The 15,725-nt window shown below is 67.7% G+C and carries 13 protein-coding genes; 9 read left to right on the top strand and 4 right to left on the bottom strand.

The features are described 5' to 3' along the window. The first annotated feature begins 115 nt into the window (after nt 1-115). Nucleotides 116-844 (top strand): IclR family transcriptional regulator, encoded by a 729-nt coding sequence (locus DXK93_RS22305; protein WP_119451136.1) that lies wholly within the window; start codon nt 116-118, stop codon nt 842-844. Nucleotides 845-1,594: 750 nt separating this feature from the next. Here DXK93_RS22305 and DXK93_RS22300 read toward each other — a convergent pair. Further along, on the bottom strand, nt 1,595-2,305 hold the full coding sequence (locus DXK93_RS22300) for a TetR/AcrR family transcriptional regulator (RefSeq protein WP_119451135.1): 711 nt from the start codon (nt 2,303-2,305) through the stop codon (nt 1,595-1,597). Between the two features lie 219 nt (nt 2,306-2,524). On the opposite strand from DXK93_RS22300, the gene DXK93_RS22295 reads away from it, so the two are divergent. From DXK93_RS22295 to DXK93_RS22270, 6 genes are all read left to right on the top strand, one after another. Next, nucleotides 2,525-3,784, top strand: coding sequence for an alpha/beta hydrolase (locus tag DXK93_RS22295; protein WP_119451134.1), 1,260 nt, complete (start codon nt 2,525-2,527; stop codon nt 3,782-3,784). Nucleotides 3,785-3,807: 23 nt separating this feature from the next. Further along, the gene (locus DXK93_RS22290) at nt 3,808-4,707 is read left to right on the top strand and encodes a VOC family protein (protein ID WP_119451133.1); all 900 of its coding nucleotides are present in this window, start codon (nt 3,808-3,810) and stop codon (nt 4,705-4,707) included. Between the two features lie 24 nt (nt 4,708-4,731). Continuing rightward, nucleotides 4,732-6,420 (top strand): AMP-binding protein, encoded by a 1,689-nt coding sequence (locus tag DXK93_RS22285; RefSeq protein ID WP_054456831.1) that lies wholly within the window; start codon nt 4,732-4,734, stop codon nt 6,418-6,420. Then, nucleotides 6,407-6,883, top strand: coding sequence for a thioesterase family protein (locus tag DXK93_RS22280; RefSeq protein ID WP_054456830.1), 477 nt, complete (start codon nt 6,407-6,409; stop codon nt 6,881-6,883). Before DXK93_RS22285 ends, DXK93_RS22280 begins: the two co-directional genes overlap by 14 nt. Continuing rightward, nucleotides 6,880-8,028, top strand: coding sequence for an FAD-dependent monooxygenase (locus DXK93_RS22275; protein ID WP_119451132.1), 1,149 nt, complete (start codon nt 6,880-6,882; stop codon nt 8,026-8,028). Before DXK93_RS22280 ends, DXK93_RS22275 begins: the two co-directional genes overlap by 4 nt. Nucleotides 8,029-8,142: 114 nt before the next feature. Further along, nucleotides 8,143-9,117 (top strand): tripartite tricarboxylate transporter substrate binding protein, encoded by a 975-nt coding sequence (locus DXK93_RS22270; protein WP_119451131.1) that lies wholly within the window; start codon nt 8,143-8,145, stop codon nt 9,115-9,117. Nucleotides 9,118-9,150: 33 nt separating this feature from the next. Here DXK93_RS22270 and DXK93_RS22265 read toward each other — a convergent pair whose 3' ends face one another. Next, the gene (locus DXK93_RS22265; protein WP_054456827.1) at nt 9,151-10,062 is read right to left on the bottom strand and encodes a LysR family transcriptional regulator; all 912 of its coding nucleotides are present in this window, start codon (nt 10,060-10,062) and stop codon (nt 9,151-9,153) included. A 118-nt stretch (nt 10,063-10,180) separates the two neighbouring features. Here DXK93_RS22265 and DXK93_RS22260 point away from each other — a divergent pair, with 118 nt between their 5' ends. Both DXK93_RS22260 and DXK93_RS22255 read left to right on the top strand, forming a co-directional pair. Beyond that, a complete protein-coding gene (locus DXK93_RS22260) occupies nt 10,181-11,602 on the top strand; it encodes a M20 family metallopeptidase (protein ID WP_119451130.1) in 1,422 nt (473 codons plus the stop codon). A gap of 14 nt (nt 11,603-11,616) precedes the next feature. Further along, nucleotides 11,617-12,597 (top strand): tripartite tricarboxylate transporter substrate binding protein, encoded by a 981-nt coding sequence (locus DXK93_RS22255; protein WP_119451129.1) that lies wholly within the window; start codon nt 11,617-11,619, stop codon nt 12,595-12,597. A 23-nt stretch (nt 12,598-12,620) separates the two neighbouring features. Here DXK93_RS22255 and DXK93_RS22250 read toward each other — a convergent pair whose 3' ends face one another. Next, nucleotides 12,621-13,175 carry a lipid-binding SYLF domain-containing protein gene (locus DXK93_RS22250; protein WP_233564586.1) on the bottom strand — a complete coding sequence of 185 codons (555 nt, stop codon included), beginning with the start codon at nt 13,173-13,175 and terminating at the stop codon, nt 12,621-12,623. A gap of 152 nt (nt 13,176-13,327) precedes the next feature. Continuing rightward, on the bottom strand, nt 13,328-15,721 hold the full coding sequence (locus tag DXK93_RS22245) for a catalase (RefSeq protein WP_119451127.1): 2,394 nt from the start codon (nt 15,719-15,721) through the stop codon (nt 13,328-13,330). Nucleotides 15,722-15,725: the final 4 nt, after the last annotated feature.

The raw sequence follows: 15,725 nt of genomic DNA, 5'->3' as shown, positions 1-15,725 counted from the left end.
GCCAGGTCGTACAGGAAAACCACGAGGCGGGCACCAGGCAGCGCCTACAATGCCGTCATTCGTTCTAAAGGATGGAATATGGTCCCGCCCCGGAATCAACCCCACGGAGCCGCACATGCCGCGTAAAGCCGCCACGGAATCACTGGCCGATACCGATGCCGCCCAAGGCGGCGTGGCTGCGGTAGACCGCGCGCTCAGCCTGATGTCGGTTTATGCGGCCGGCGACAAAGCTCTGTCACTGGGCGAACTGGCCGAGCGCACGCGTCTGTACAAGAGCACGGTCCTGCGACTGCTGGCGTCGCTGGAGCATGCCGGATGGATCCAGCGCCTGGACGATGGCCGCTATGCCCTGGGCGGAGAAATCGCCCGTCTGCACGGCATCTACGCAGCCTCGTTTTCATTGGAAGAGGTGGTCATGCCGGTATTGCGCGACCTGGTCGCGGCAACCGGCGAAAGCGCGGCCTATCACGTCCGCCAGGGCGATGCGCGTCTGTGCCTTTACCGCGTGGATTCGCCGCATCCTGTAAGAGACCACATCCGCGCGGGCGATCTGCTGCCGCTGGACCGCGGCAGCGGCGGACGCGTCCTGACGGCCTACGATCCCCTGCTGGGGCGGGCGCCGGGACCGGACCAGGAACTGCATGCGCGCATCCGCGCCGACGGTTATTTCGCAGCCATGGGCGATCGCCTGGCGGAAGTGGCGGGTATTTCCGCGCCCGTCTTTCTGCTCAATGGCGAAATCGCGGCGGCAGTGACGCTGACCGCGCCCGTCCATCGTTACGTTGCCGCCCATCTGGCAGCGGTACAGGAGGCGGCGCGGCGCCTGACGGGGAAAGTCGGTTAGCGGACCCGGAGCCGGGGCCCCACTGAGGAAGGGTTCTTGAGTCGCCGGCGTCCGGACTGCGGGATTCCGATGCTCGGCCCCGGTGGGGCTGCGCTTCGGATCCCTCCGCCCGGCCACCGGCTCACAGTATCTGCCCATGAACGGGGTTCGAAACTACCGCATTAGACGACTACCAGCCGAGGTGGCCCGGAGCCATCCGAAGCGCAGCCCCATTGGGGCGAGCATCGGAATGGCGCAGGGCTGCCTCGGCGGCGAAAGAACCCTGACACCCGCAAGCTCGAAGCCCTGTCGCTTCGACTTTGTGAGGCTGGGTTCTTGAGTCGCCGGCGTCCGGGCTGCGGGATTCCGATGCTCGCCCCGATGGGGCTGCGCTTCGGATCCCTCCGCCCGGCCACCGGCTCACAGTATCTGCCCATGAACGGGGTTCGAAACCACCGCATTAGGCGACTACAGCCGAGGTGGCCCGGAGCCATCCGAAGCGCAGCCCCATTGGGGCGAGCATCGGAATGGCGCAGGGCTGCCTCGGCGGCTTAAGAACCCCGACATCCGCAAGCTCGAAGCCCGGTCGCTTCGATTTAGTGAGGCGGGGTTCTTGAGTCGCCGGAGTCCGGACTGCGGGATTCCGATGCTCACCCCGGTGGGGCTGCGCTTCGGATCCCTCCGCCCGGCCACCGGCTCACGGCATCTGCCTATGAACGGGGGCTGAAACCAACGCATTAGGCAACTCCCAGCCCGCAGCGGCCACGGCGATCAAGACTGCGGCCCGCCAGGCAGCACCAGCTTTTCCAGGTAGTCCAGATCCTCGCGCACCAACCGCAAGGACTCGCTCACGTCCGGCGAGCGCGGCCGACGGGCAGCGTCGCGCAACAGCGATTGCACCGCCATGTCGGCCATGATGGCCGCGACTTCGGCACGGCTCAGGCGGCCATCGGGCTTGTACCACCACGCCGACCAGTTGCACATACCGATGAGGCTGAAGGCGGCGACGTGCGGATCGACCATGCGGAACTGGCCGTCGCGGATGCCGTTTTCGATGACGCGGCTGAAGTTCTCCAGCACGTTGCGACGCGACGCCTGCACGGCGGCGCGCTGCTTGGGCGTCATGTCGGCTTCGGTCCGGTCGGCCACGCGGAACTCGGCGGTGCGCGACAGGATCAGGTCGGCATGCCGCGTGACCAGCGCGCGCAGCGCCTCGACCGGATCCAGGTCCTCGCGGGTGGCGGTTTCGCCGGCCATTTTCTTGGCCGCGCTCAGCACATCCTCAGTGAGCGAACGCAGGATCTCGTCCTTGCTCTTGAAGTAGTAATAGACCGCGGTGCGGCTCAGGCCCAGCGATTCGGCGATGTCCTGGATGCTGGTGCCACCGCTGCCGCGCTTGATGAATAGCGTGGCCGCGGCGTCGAGTATGGCGGTGCGCAGCGCTTCGCCCTTCAGCGCTCCCTTGGTGCTTGCGTCGTTCACGTTGCGATGTTCCTCGAATGGACCGTCCGGGACGGCCCCGTCCCGAAATTATGGCATGCGCGTTTACGTCTCCAAGCCGCGCCGGCCGGCGTTTTCCCGCGACTGAGTCCCCAATTTTTGACGCGACTGTCAGTTTTTTAAATTTAATTGACACTAAAGTCAAATATTCGTCTAATACGTCAAACCGAGGTCCCAGGACCATCGCCACAGGAGACGAATGTGACTACCGCCGCCCCCTCCAGCCAGATCACCGCAGGCTTTCTCAACACCGATTGGAATCCGCGCGACCTGCCCGCCGGCGCCTCGACCCGCAACGTCGTGCTGCGCACCGCCGACGGCGCCGCCACTTCCGGATCGCTGTACCAGCCGGCCGGCCCCCGTCCCGACACCGTGGTCTGCGTGATGCATCCACGCGAGTTCATGGCCTGCCACTACCTGATCCCCGACATCGTCGGCGCCGGTCTTGCGGCGTGGTCGCAAGGGGCGCGCTCGGTCGGCAACGATCTCAGGCTGGAACACGAACAGGCGCTGCAGGATGTGGCCGCCGGCCTGCGCTTCCTGCGCGAACAGGGCTTCAAGAAAATCGTGCTGCTGGGCAATTCCGGCGGCGCCGGCCTGTATGCGTTCTATGCGCAGCAGGCCGGCCTGCCCGCCGGCGAGCGCGTCGCCCGCACGCCGGGCGGCAAGTCCAGCGGGCTGGATGAACTGGACATGCCCGAAGTACACGGCCTGGTGCTGGTGGGCCCGCACCCGGGCCAGGGCTCGCTGCTGCTGAACTGCATCGATCCGTCCGTCGCCGACGAGAACGACGCGCTGTCGGTAACGCCGGACCTGGATCCGCTGGCGCCCGAGAACGGTTATCGGCCCAAGGGCCAGGCGCGCTATGCGCCGGAGTTCGTCGCCCGCTACCGCCAGGCGCAGCGCGACCGCGTGGCGCGCCTGGACGCGCAGGCGCGGCAGATGATCGCCGACCGCCTCGCGGCCCGCGCCGACGTCAAGAGCGGCGCCGACGCCTCGGCCGAACGCCGGCGCCAGGCCGCGCACACGCCGGTGCTGGTGGTCTGGCGCACCGACGCCGACCTGCGTTGCCTGGACCTCAGCCTGGATCCTTCGGACCGCCACCCGGGCTCGCTCTGGGGCAAGGATCCGTACGCGTCGAACTACGGCGCCGTCGGCTTCGCCCGCTTCTGCACGCCCGAGAGCTGGCTGTCGACCTGGTCCGGCCTGTCTTCCCACGCCAGCATGGCGCGCACCGCCGGCGGCATCAGTCAGCCCACCCTGATCGTCGAATACACGGGCGACCAGGCCTGTTTCCCTTCCGACGTGCGCGCCATCCACGACGCCATCCCCGCGCCGGACAAGACCCACCTGCGCATCCGCGGCGATCACCACGGCCGCGCGCTGGTTGAAGGCGAAGAACCCGGGCGCTACGCGGCCGGCCGCGAACTGGCCGCCTGGCTGCGCCAACGTTTCCTGTAATCCGAATGCCGACGGAGCAAGTCATGACTGCAACTCCCAAGACCCCCGCCCCCCTGCGCCTGCACGGCGTGGACCATACGGCGCGGCCCACCTGGCGCCTGCGCGAAACCGTCGCCTTCTATCGCGACATCCTCGGCCTGCCGCTGGTGCATGTGATCTCGGCGCGCGGCTGGGGTCCCGCCACGCACCCGGACTTCCTGCATTTCTTCTTCGACAGCGGCCAGGGCAGCACCATCGCCTTCTTCTACTACCTGGGTTCCGACGAACCCGAGGCGCTGCGCGGACGCAGCCGCATGCGGCCGCTGCCGGAAGACCACGTGTTCGACGCCACGCATACCGCCTGGCTGGTGGAAAGCGAGGACGAGCTCAAGGCCTGGAAGCAGAAGTTGCAGGATGCCGGGCTGGAAGTCTCGGTCGAAACCCGCCATGAAGTGATCGAATCCATCTACGTGCGCGATCCGAACGGCTATTTCATCGAATTCACGCGCAAGCTGCGGCCGCTGGGCGAAGTCGACTCGATCGACGCCGCCCTGACGCTGCAGGCGGCCATGCAGGCCGAAGCCGATGCGGAATCAGCCGGCGGGCGCATCCAGCACATCGACGACGTCTGGGCGCGCAAGGCGGCGCTGCTGGAAGAGCGGCTGGAGCTGGCGGATGGCGGCGTCGAACCGTCCGTGCGGATCTTCGTGCCGCGCGTCGAAGAGTTTTCATCCCTGGTCGAGGACGCCTCGGGTCGCGAAAACTGCACCGTGGTGCCGGGCGAGCATTTCGACTGCATCGTCTCCGACGGCCCGGTGGAATTCCAGCGCAAGGCCCTGGGACTCAAGCCCGCCGTCTGGTATGGCTTGTTCACCGGCGGCGTCAGCGGCACGATCGACGTACTGGACCGGGACCGCGTGCGGATCTCGGCCGCGCGGCACTGAGACACGGGCCTGGAGGAGACCATCATGCGAGATATACGCCACCCCATAGAGGGCGTGATCTACCACCACCCCGAGCGGGCGCGCCAGTACTTCGCCAGCGGCGCCTGGGAACCTTCGACCGTCGGCGCGGCGCTGCACGCCACCGCCCAGCGCTGCCCCGAGCGCACCGCGCTGATCATCGACGAAGGCAGCCTGAGCTTTCGCGAGCTGGACGAACAGACCGACCGGCTGGCCGCCGCGCTGCTGAAGCTGGGCCTCGCGCCCGCGGACCGCGCCATCTTCCAGATGGGCACCACGCTGGAAACGGCGCTGGCCCTGCTTGCCTGCTACAAGGCGGGGATCGTCCCCGTCTGTTCCCTGCCGCAGCACCGCGAACTGGAGATCGGCCAGTTGTCGCGCCAGACCCGCGCCCGCGGCTATTTCGTGCAGGCCGACTTCGGCAAGTTCGATCTGCCCGCCTTCGCCGCCGGCATGCTGGCCGCCAGCGACACGCTGGAGCACCTGGTCGTGGCGCGCGGCGACTCGCCGCATGGCGTGTCCCTGCACGCGCTGCTGGATGCGATGCCGCTGGCCGAGGCCCGCCTCATCCTCGCCGAGCAAGGACCCGGCTGCGAAGACGTGCTGAGCTTCCAGCTGTCGGGCGGCACGACCGGCATGCCCAAGATCATCCCGCGCTTCCATGCCGAGTACCTGGGCCATTCACTGGCCTGCGCCCGGCGCTACAAGATGCAGGACGACGACCGCATCATCTGGGCCCTGCCCTTGCTGCACAACGCGGCCCAGGTCTATGTGCTGATTCCCGTCATCGCCATGGGCGTTTCCGCGGTGCTGATGCCGCGGGTCGACGTGCCACGCATGCTGGAACTGATCGAGCGCCACCGCGTCACCCGCGCCATGTCCATCGGGCCGATAGCGCCGCAGATCATGGCCTTCGCCGACCTGGCGAACTACGACCTGTCGTCCCTGCGCCTGTTCATCACCATGAGCGCCGCGGACCGGCTTGAAGCGCACCTGAACGTGCCCTGCTCCAACCTGTTCGGCATCACGGAAGGATTGCTGCTGGGCTCGCCCGCCGACGCGTCCGAGTACGAACGGCACCATACGCAAGGCCGCTCGGGCTGTCCCGAGGACGACATCCGCCTGCTCGCGCCCGGCACCGAGGAACCAGTGGCCGAAGGCCAGATGGGCGAACTCTGCTTCCGCGGCCCCGCCACGCTGCCCGGGTTCTTCGACGCTCCCGCGGCCAACGCCTCCGCGTACACCTCGGACGGCTATTACCGCACCGGAGACATGATGACGGCGCGCGTGGTCGATGGCGCAACCTGCTACGCCTTCGAAGGCCGCCTGCGCGACAACATCAACCGCGGCGGCGAGAAGATCGGCTGCGAGGAAGTCGAGGCGCTGGTGGGCGCGCATCCGGCCATTTCCGAAGCGCGCCTGGTGGCCATGCCCGACCCCTTCTATGGCGAAAAAGGCTGCATCTTCATCATCGTCCGGCCCGGCCACACGGCGCCCGGCCTGACGGAGCTGGCGGACTTCCTCACCGGCCAGGGGCTCGCCAAATACAAGTGTCCGGAACGCATCGAGCAGATCGAAGCCTTCCCCGTCACCAAGGTCGGCAAGCTCGACAAGGCGGCCCTGCGCCATAGCGTCGCGGAAATGCTCAACCAGGAAGCCGCCAAGGCCCGGGAGAACGGCAATGACCAGCACTGAATACGTCCTGAGCGAAACGCCTTTCATCGTGCGCCGCCGCGTCAAATGGGGCGACTGCGATCCCGCGGGCGTGGTCTACACCGTCACGTTCGGCGAATACGTGCTGTCGGCCGCCGAACTGTTCTACGGCCACCTGTTCAATGGCACGCCGCAGCGCATCAAGGATGAGCACGGCTTCGGCACGCCGACGCGCGCGCTGTCGTTCGACTTCCAGGCCTCGCTGTGGCCGGACGAGGAATTCGACATGTGCGTCAGGGTCGAGGAAATCCGCACCCGCACCTACACCCTGCACGTCGCCGGCAGCGTGCGGGGCCAGCCCGCGTTCGACGCCAGGCTGACCCCGATCTGCGTGGCGCGCGGCGAACGGCGCGCCATCGAAGTACCCGCCGCGCTGCGCGGCGCGCTGCAGTCATATCGGCAAGCCTGCGCGCAGGCCGAAGCAAACAGGAGTGAAGCCAAATGAAGATCGCTGTCATCGGAGCGGGCCCCGCCGGCCTGTACTTTTCGCTGCTTGCCAAGAAGCATGCGCCGCAGCATGAAATCACCGTTTACGAACGGAACCCGCGCGGCGCCACCTACGGCTGGGGCGTGGTGTTCTCGGACATCGGCCTGGCCTTCCTGCGCGAAGCCGACCCCGAATTCTTCAAGGCCTTCGTCGCGCACCACGAACGCTGCGACTACATGGAGATCATCCACCAAGGCGCCCGCGTCCAGGTCCAGGGCAACCATTTCTCGCGCACGGCCCGCATCGACATGCTGGAAGTCCTGGAAAAAGCCTGCCTGGAGGCCGGCGTCCAGATCCTGCACGAACAGCAGATCGACGACGTGGAGCGGCTGGCCGCGGAAGTGGACATGGTCGTGGCCGCGGACGGCAGCAACAGCGCCGTGCGCAAGCAGTACGCCGAACACTTCCGGCCCAGCTTCGAACGCCGCCGCAACAAGTTCGCCTGGTACGGCACACGCCAGCGCTTTCATCCGGTATCGCTGATCTTCCGCGAAACGGACCACGGTATCTTCATCGCGCACAGCTACCAGTACAGCAAGGACCTCAGCACCTTCCTGGTGGAAGTGGACCCGGACACCTGGCAGCGCGCCGGCCTGGACACGGCCAGCGAGGACGCAAGCCGCCAATATTGCGCCGAGGTGTTCCGCGCCGACCTGGGCGCCAACGAACTGCTGGGCAACCGTTCCCTCTGGTTCGAGGCCAACATCGTGCGCAACGAACGCTGGTCGCATCGCAACATCGTCCTGCTGGGCGATGCGCTGCGCACCGTGCATTTCTCGCTCGGCTCCGGCACCCGCATGGCGATGCAGGATGCGATCGCGCTGCACCATGGGCTCACGCAACATCCCGACGACACGCAGGCCGCGTTCGCGCACTTCGAGGCGCAGCGCCGTCCGGCATCGGCCAACTTCCAGACCGCCGCCGCGCGCAGCCTGGACTGGTACGAGAACGTGGCCGACAAGATGCACCTGGACCCCGTGTCCTTCGCCTACGACTACATGCGCCGCACGGGCCAGGTCAGCCACGACGACCTGCGCCAGCGCGACCCCGGCTTCGCCGCCGCCTACGAGGCGCTGCACCCGGAGGCGGCAGCGGTGTCCTGAGCCACGCACCCTTTTGCTGTAAGTACCCGGCCGCGGCGCATCCGCGCATGCGGCCCCGACGATAAGCGGCGCGGGGAAGCGCCGCAAAAACCATCCATGGAAAGTGGAGGAGACATGAAAAATACTCTCTGGTGCATGGCGCTGACCGGCGCCCTGGCCTGCGCCTCGGCACAGGCCCAATCCGACAAGTACCCCGAACGGCCGGTGCGCATCGTGCTGCCGTATTCGGTGGGCAGCGGCCCCGACGCCGTCGCCCGCATGCTGGGCGAACAGCTCACGGCGGCCTGGAAGCAGCCGCTTATCGTGGAGAACAAGCCCGGCGCCAACGGCTGGCTGGCGATAGGCGAGGTCAAGCGCGCCACGCCCGACGGCTACTCGCTGGCCGTGGTGGACAACACCCACATGACGCTGCAGCCGCAGCTCTACCGCAATCTGCCCTTCGATCCGGTCAAGGATTTCGTCCCTGTGGCGCCGATCTACACCACGCATTTCTTCATGGTGGTGTCGGCCTCGTCCCCCTGGAACAACGTCACCGACCTGATCGCCGCAGCCAAGGCCCAGCCCGGCAAGCTGACCTACGGCACCTGGGGCATGGGCAGCGTGGCGCATGTGGGCACCTCCATGTTCCAGACCGCCACGCAGACCAGCATGACGCACGTGCCTTTCAAGGACCTGGCCCAGCTCTACACGGCGGTGGCCAATGGCGAGGTCGACTGGGCTTTCGGCACGGCCGCCACCGTGCAGAACCTGTACCAGGCCAAGCGGGTCAAGCTGCTGGCGCTGGCGGCGCCGTCCCGCCTCGGTTCCTACGCCGACGTGCCCACGGTCAGCGAGGCCGGCGGCCCCAAGGACTTCGAGTTGAAGACCTGGGTCGCGGCCTTCGCGCCCAAAGGCACGCCGGATGCCGTGGTCAAGCGCATCAACGCCGCCATTGCCCAGGCCGTGGTCACGCCCGCGGTGCGCAAGCGCTTCGAGACCTATGGCTTCGACGCCTGGCCGCAGGATGCCGCCGCGCTGGCCCAGGCCCGCGACGCGGATTCGGCGCGCTTCGCGGCCGTGGTCAAAGAGGCCAATATCTCGCTGGACTGAAGCGCAGTCCCGGGGCCGCCCGCGGCGGCCCCGCTACCCTTCCGGCGCCTTGGGCGTGGCCGTCAGCCGCTGCGCCATGAACTCCAGGAACTCGCGCGCCAGCGCCGGCAAGGTCCGGCCCTGCAAGGTCAGGACCTGGATGCTCCGCTGCCGCATTTCGGGATTGCTGAACGGCACCGCGACCAGGCCTTCGCCGTCGCGCTGTCCGAGCACCGTCAGGTAGCCCGACAGCGCCACGATGTCGCTGCCCGGCAGCATGGGCAGGAAGGCCGCGGAATGATTGGACACGTAGGCCGGCTCGATGTGCAGCCCGGCGTTGGCGCAGGCCGCGTCAAACAGCTGCCGCACCGTAGTGCCATGGTCGCCCAGCGACAGCGGCACCTTGGTCAGGTCGCGCACGCCAAGGCTGCGGCGGCTGGCCAGCGGATGGTTGCGGCACATGACCGCATAGACCGGCGCGCGCACCAGCAGTTCGGTCTTGAGCCGGTCGTCCTGCGCGGTGGTGTAGCGCAGCGCCAGCTGCGACAGGCCCTCCAGGATCTGGCGGCTGACCTCCTCGGGGCGCTCCACGTGCAAATGGAAACGGGCCTCGGGCCTGACCCGCTTGAACTCGGCCATGCACATGGGCAGGAAGCGGTGGGCGAAACCCTCGGTGCAGGCCAGGCGTATGGTCACGTCGCCCAAGTGGCCGCGCTGGCGGATCTCGGTGGTGACGCGCTCGGCTTCCAGGGCGGCGGCATTGGCGTAGGCCGCCAATTGGCGGCCGGCTTCGCTCAGTTCCATGCCGCGCGCCTGCCGCTCGAACAGCGCGATGCCCAGCCCGTCCTCCAGCTTGGCGATCTGCCGGCTGACGGCAGAAGCCGCCACGTGCTGTGCCGCCGCGGCGCCCGCGATGGAACCGCAGCGCGCGACCTCCAGAAAATACCTCAAGCCCAGCGAAATCATGGCGGCCCCTCTTATCCATGCCTTTATGGCAATGAAAGAATGCTAATTATCTAATTGTGGCATGTAGTGAAGCGTAATAACTTTGTGCCTCCCTCTGCATCCCATCCCAGGCACCGAAGTGACACGCGAACAAGCCCTGCTCCAAGCCGTTCAAGCCTACGACAACGGCGACCTGCATGCCGCGCTGGCCCGCCGCGTCGCCTACGCGACGGAAAGCGAAGTGCCCGACCAGGCGCCGGCCCAGCATGCCTACCTGAACGAAGAACTGGTTCCGCTGCTCCAGCAACTGGGCTTCGCCTGTGAGGTGCACCCCAACCCCTCGGGCGCCGACCTGCCCATCCTGGTGGCGCGCCGCAACGAGCAGGCCGGTCTGCCCACGGTGCTGATGTACGGCCACGGCGACGTGGTGCGCGGCAACGCCGCCAAGTGGGAAGCCGGCCGCGATCCCTGGCGCCTGCAGGTCGAAGGCGACCGCTGGTACGGACGCGGCACCGCCGACAACAAGGGCCAGCACAGCATCAATCTGGAAGCCTTGCGCCAGGTCATCGCCGCGCGCGGCGGCAGGCTCGGTTTCAACACGACCTGGCTGATCGAGACCGGCGAGGAAGCGGGCTCCCCCGGACTGGCCGCCTTCTGCGAGGCACAGCGCGAGGCGCTGGCGGCGGATGTCTTCATCGCCAGCGACGGCCCGCGGCTGAGCGCGCAGCGTCCCACCCTGTTCATGGGCTCGCGCGGCGCGGTGAACTTCGAACTGAAACTGCGCGCGCGCGAACGCGGCTACCACTCGGGCAACTGGGGCGGCCTGCTGGCCAACCCCGCCATCGTGCTGGCGCACGCCATCGCCACGCTGGTCGATGCGCGCGGCCGAATCACGGTGCCCGGCCTGCGCCCGCCCCCCATCCCGGAGGCGGTGGCCGGGGCGCTGGCCGACCTGGAAGTCGGCGGCGGCGAAGACGACCCCGACATCAACGCGTGGTGGGGCGAACCCGGGCTGAGCGCGCCCGAAAAAGTGTTCGGCTGGAACAGCCTGGACGTCCTGACCTTTGGCGCCGGCGATCCGGCCAAGCCGGTCAACGCCATACCGCCCGAGGCCGTGGCCTGGTGCCAGCTGCGTTTCGTGGTCGGTACGGACTGGCGCGCGCTGGAAACGCACGTGCGGGAACACCTGCGCGCGGCGGGCTTCGAGGACGTGCAGGTGCGCATCGGCATGCAGGCCGGCGCCACCCGCCTGTCGCCCGACAATCCCTGGGTGCGCTGGGCCGCGGCCTCGCTGGAACGCAGCACCGGCAAGCGGCCGGCGCTGCTGCCCAACCTGGGCGGCTCGCTGCCCAACGACATCTTCGCCGACCAATTGGGACTGCCTACATTGTGGGTGCCGCATTCCTATCCCGCTTGCGCCCAGCACGCGCCCAACGAACACCTGCTGGGCAGCGTCGCCCGCGAGGGGCTGGCCATCATGGCTGGCCTGTACTGGGACCTGGGCGATCAGGGCAGCGCCCCGCGCCAGGCGGCTGCGCGCCCGTCTTCCAACGCCAACTGACCGGAATCTCCGACATGAACGTCAAACTCCGCGCCGCCCTGGCCGCCGCAAGCCTTGCCGCCGCCGCGCATGCGGGCGGCGTCCAAGCCGCCTATCCTGAACAGGCAATCAAGATCGTCGTACCCTTCACGCCGGGCGGAGCGACCGACGCCGTGGCGCGTCTGCTGGCCAACAAGCTGTCCGGCAAGTTCGGCCAGCCGGTCATCGTGGAGAACCGCCCCGGCGCATCCACCGTGATCGGCGCGGAAGCGGCGGCGCGCGCGCAGCCTGACGGCTACACCCTGATGCTGTCGGGCAGCACCACCTATACCGTGCTGCCGGCGCTCAAGCCCGGGCTGCCCTATGACCCGCAAAAGAGCTATGAACACATCGCCATCGTCGCCATGGCGCCCGTGGTGCTGCTGGCCAAGAACGGCCTTGCGGCCAGCACTGCGCAGGAAGCGGCGGCGCTGGCCCGGCAGCAAAGCGCCAAGGGCGGCCTGATGTACGGCACCTTCGGTCCCGGATCCGCGCCACACCTGGCGGGCGAGATGTACGCCGAGGCCGCGGGCGCCAAGATGTTGCCGGTGCCCTACAAGGGCAGCGCGCAGCTGGTCACGGCCATGATAGGCGGCGAGGTCGACCTGGGCGTGGACACCGTGTCTTCCGCCGCGCCGCAGGTCCGCGCCGGCAAGATCCGCGCGCTGGCCGTGACGGGCGAACGCCGCATGCCGCAACTGCCCGACGTGCCGACCTTCGCGGAAGCCGGCATGGCGGACGTTTCTTTCGTGGGCTGGTACGCGCTGGTGGCGCCGGCGCGCACGCCGGCCCCTGTGGTGGATACCCTGAGCCGCGCCGTGGCGGAAATCATGGAGGATCCGCAGGTCCGCAAATCGGTGGCGGACCTGGCGCTGGATCCGGTCTATCTGCCCGGGCCGGCATTCAAGGCGCAGATCACGAAGGAACTGCACACCTTTTCCGAAGTAGCGGCCCGCGCCGGCATCACGCTGGACTAACCGCGGCAGCTTGACGCCTGGCCTCAGTCCGGTTGGGTGCGGGTGATCTTGGACCCTTCCAGGCCCATGCCCGCCATCAGCCCCTGTCCGCCGAATGGCACGGCATAGACATCCTGGCTCAGGGTGGTGGTGGTAATGCTGGCGGCATAGCTGTCATCCACCACGACCAGGCTGGGGCCGGCGCCAAGCGACCAGCCGTCGCTCTGGTCCAGGTATCGCATCGCCGGCTCGTTCATGAAGAACAGCGCATAGCTGAACTCCTGCGCGCCGGCCTGAAGACCGAACGATACGGCCGATATGTTGTAGTAGGCCTGGACCTTGCCGCGACGGATGAGCGCGCCGTCGCCAGTTTCCGCGCCGACCAGCAGGCCGCCCTTCAGAATGCGGGGAAACACCAGCACGCCCACCGCCTTGTTGCCCAGTACACGCGTCTTGGGTTCCTGCTGGTACAGGCGATCCAGCGCACTCTGCGCTTCACGGCTGAGCTCGGCCGCGGACTCCGCCCTGGCCTGCGGCGCCAGGCAGATACAGGCGACCCACAAAAAAAGGCTGGCCCAAAGCCAGCCGCGGATACTCATAGGCAAAACGGACGCGCGACGCATACAGCCCCCTGATCTCGAAAGGAAAAGGACGGCAAGCGCCCGACGCGCTCGCCCCGACTTGCCGGATCAGTATTGGCAGGCGCCGATGCCTTGTCAAGATACACATGCACCTGGCCGCAGCGGCGGCATCAAACCCTGGGCGGCGTGGTCTCCCTTTCCGGGTGGCGATGCCGGCCCAGGGCTTCGATGAAGGCGGTCACGCTCTTAGCGGCGGCCGCCGCGTCCATCCTTAGCAGTCCGCCATCCGCCGTATCGGCGGACAGGCCCGCCGCGGCAAGCAGCTGCACGCCCTCGCCCATGCCCATCAAAGTCTTCCCGTGGCGATAGGCGTCGCGCAGGAACTCCAGCGCGCGTCCGTCCGATTCCAGGCGGGCCACCGCAGCCTCGCCGCCCGCCGCAACCACGCCATCGAACAGCGCCGAAGGATGGTTGTCCAGGGAAGCATCGGCATCCAGCGTGCCGCCCCCGGCAGCCGGGACGGGCCCGATGCGCTGCCCGACGAGCCGCACGATGGCGCCCGCCGCGATCAGCCCCTGGGCTACGGCGGACACGCTCTTGCCATCCGCGCCCTCCGCCACCAGGATTGCGACCTTGCGCGTGGCGATGCCGCCATCCCCAGGGCGCGCGGCCAATGACAATGCCGGCGACACCTCGACTTCCGGCTTGGGCGGACGCTCGATCGCCCGCGGCAAGGGCGCGGGCAAGGCCATGCCCAGCTGGTCGGCCACGCCCTGCGCCAGTTCTTCGGACACGTTGCGCAGCGACGCGACCATGCGCTGGCGCACCGCCGGCACCGTGACCTTGCTTAATTCAAAGGCATAGGCGTCGGCGATGTGGCGTTTTTCCCAGTCTGCCTGACTGTCGTAGAACAGCGTCGCCTGGTTGTAATGCTCGGCGAATTTTTCAGGATGCCCTCGCAGTTCGTCGCCCGTCTCCGGCTCCGGAAACGACACGAAGCCATCCATGCCGGCCTGGAACGGACAGCCGCCGGCAAGCGAGTTGGGCTCGTAGGCCACGCGGCCGCGATGGATGGCCTGGCGATGCATGCCGTCGCGCTGGTTGTTATGCACGGGCGCAAGCGGCGCATTGATCGGGATTTCATGGAAGTTGGGGCCGCCCAGCCGCGAAATCTGCGTGTCCACGTAGGAATGGATGCGCCCGGCCAATAGCGGGTCATTGGTGAAGTCCAGGCCCGGCACGATGTGGGCAGCGCAAAAGGCGACCTGCTCGGTCTCGGCGAAGAAGTTGTCGGGATTGCGGTCCAGCACCATCCGCCCCACCGGCACGACGGGCACCAGTTCCTCCGGCACGATCTTGGTGGCGTCCAGCACGTCGAAGCTGAATCCTTCGGCCTGCTCCTCGGTGAATACCTGCACGCCCAGCTCCCACTGCGGGCCATTGCCGGCGTCGATCGCCTCCCAAAGATCGCGGCGGTGGAAGTCAGGGTCCGCGCCGGATACCTTCACGGCTTCATTCCAGACCTGCGAATGCGTGCCAAGTAGCGGATTCCAATGGAATTTCACCAGCCGCGACTCGCCCGCGGCGTTGACGAAGCGGAAGGTGTGCACGCCAAAGCCCTGCATCATCCGGTAGCTGCGCGGGATGGCACGGTCCGACATCAGCCACATCAGCATGTGGGTGGATTCCGGCATCAGCGACACGAAGTCCCAGAAGGTGTCGTGCGCGGACGCGGCCTGGGGCATGCCATGATGCGGCTCGGGCTTGACGGCGTGCACCAGGTCCGGGAACTTCATCGCGTCCTGGATGAAGAAGACCGGCATGTTGTTGCCGACCAGATCCCAGTTGCCCTCGTCGGTATAGAACTTCACGGCGAAACCGCGCACGTCCCGCGCCGTGTCCTTGGAGCCGCGCTCGCCTGCCACCGTCGAAAAACGCACGAACACCGGCGTGCGCTTGCCGGCTTCGGCGAACAAAGAGGCCGCGGTCAGGTCGGTCAGCGGCTTGTAGCATTCGAAGTAGCCGTGGGCCGCCGAACCGCGCGCATGCACGATGCGCTCGGGAATCCGCTCGTGGTCGAAATGCGTGATCTTCTCGCGCAGGATGAAGTCCTTGAGCAGCGCCGGCCCGCGCAAACCCGCCTTCAGCGAGTGCTGGTTGTCGCTGACGCGCACGCCCTGGTTGGTGGTCAGCATCTGTCCGCTTGAATCCGCACGCACGCGTTCCAGCCGGCCGTCGGCCGCGTTGATGCCGGCCGCGGCCGCGCCCCCGGTCTTGGCCGAGGTCTCGGCTTCGGACAGCGAACTGGCCGTCGCGGAAGGATCCGCTGCCGCGACGTGCGCGCCGGCATAGGGGCACCGCGCCCCTGCTTCACCGTACTCCGCCGCCTTGCCGGCATTGTGGGGAATCGCGGCGGCCGTATCACCCACGGCCGCGGCGCGCTTGAGCGCCGGATGGCTGGGCTTGCCAGCGGGTCCGGACGCGGGGCCGCTGTCCGTATTCAGGTAGGCCGTGTCCACGGCCGCGCCTGCGCCGCCCTTGCCTGCTGCTTTCTTGGCTGGCATCGCA

The sequence above is a fragment of the Achromobacter sp. K91 genome, assembly GCF_003576205.1.
GTDB classification, from domain to species: Bacteria; Pseudomonadota; Gammaproteobacteria; order Burkholderiales; family Burkholderiaceae_B; genus Achromobacter; species Achromobacter aegrifaciens.
This window is presented reverse-complemented; position numbering and strand designations above follow the sequence as displayed.

Coding starts and splice junctions, on each gene's coding strand:
- DXK93_RS22290 (WP_119451133.1), top strand. CDS start 3,808: ATGACTGCAACTCCCAAGACCCCCGCCCCCCTGCGCCTGCACGGCGTG.
- DXK93_RS22265 (WP_054456827.1), bottom strand. CDS start 10,062: ATGATTTCGCTGGGCTTGAGGTATTTTCTGGAGGTCGCGCGCTGCGGT.
- DXK93_RS22285 (WP_054456831.1), top strand. CDS start 4,732: ATGCGAGATATACGCCACCCCATAGAGGGCGTGATCTACCACCACCCC.
- DXK93_RS22250 (WP_233564586.1), bottom strand. CDS start 13,175: ATGAGTATCCGCGGCTGGCTTTGGGCCAGCCTTTTTTTGTGGGTCGCC.
- DXK93_RS22305 (WP_119451136.1), top strand. CDS start 116: ATGCCGCGTAAAGCCGCCACGGAATCACTGGCCGATACCGATGCCGCC.
- DXK93_RS22255 (WP_119451129.1), top strand. CDS start 11,617: ATGAACGTCAAACTCCGCGCCGCCCTGGCCGCCGCAAGCCTTGCCGCC.
- DXK93_RS22270 (WP_119451131.1), top strand. CDS start 8,143: ATGAAAAATACTCTCTGGTGCATGGCGCTGACCGGCGCCCTGGCCTGC.
- DXK93_RS22275 (WP_119451132.1), top strand. CDS start 6,880: ATGAAGATCGCTGTCATCGGAGCGGGCCCCGCCGGCCTGTACTTTTCG.
- DXK93_RS22245 (WP_119451127.1), bottom strand. CDS start 15,721: ATGCCAGCCAAGAAAGCAGCAGGCAAGGGCGGCGCAGGCGCGGCCGTG.
- DXK93_RS22280 (WP_054456830.1), top strand. CDS start 6,407: ATGACCAGCACTGAATACGTCCTGAGCGAAACGCCTTTCATCGTGCGC.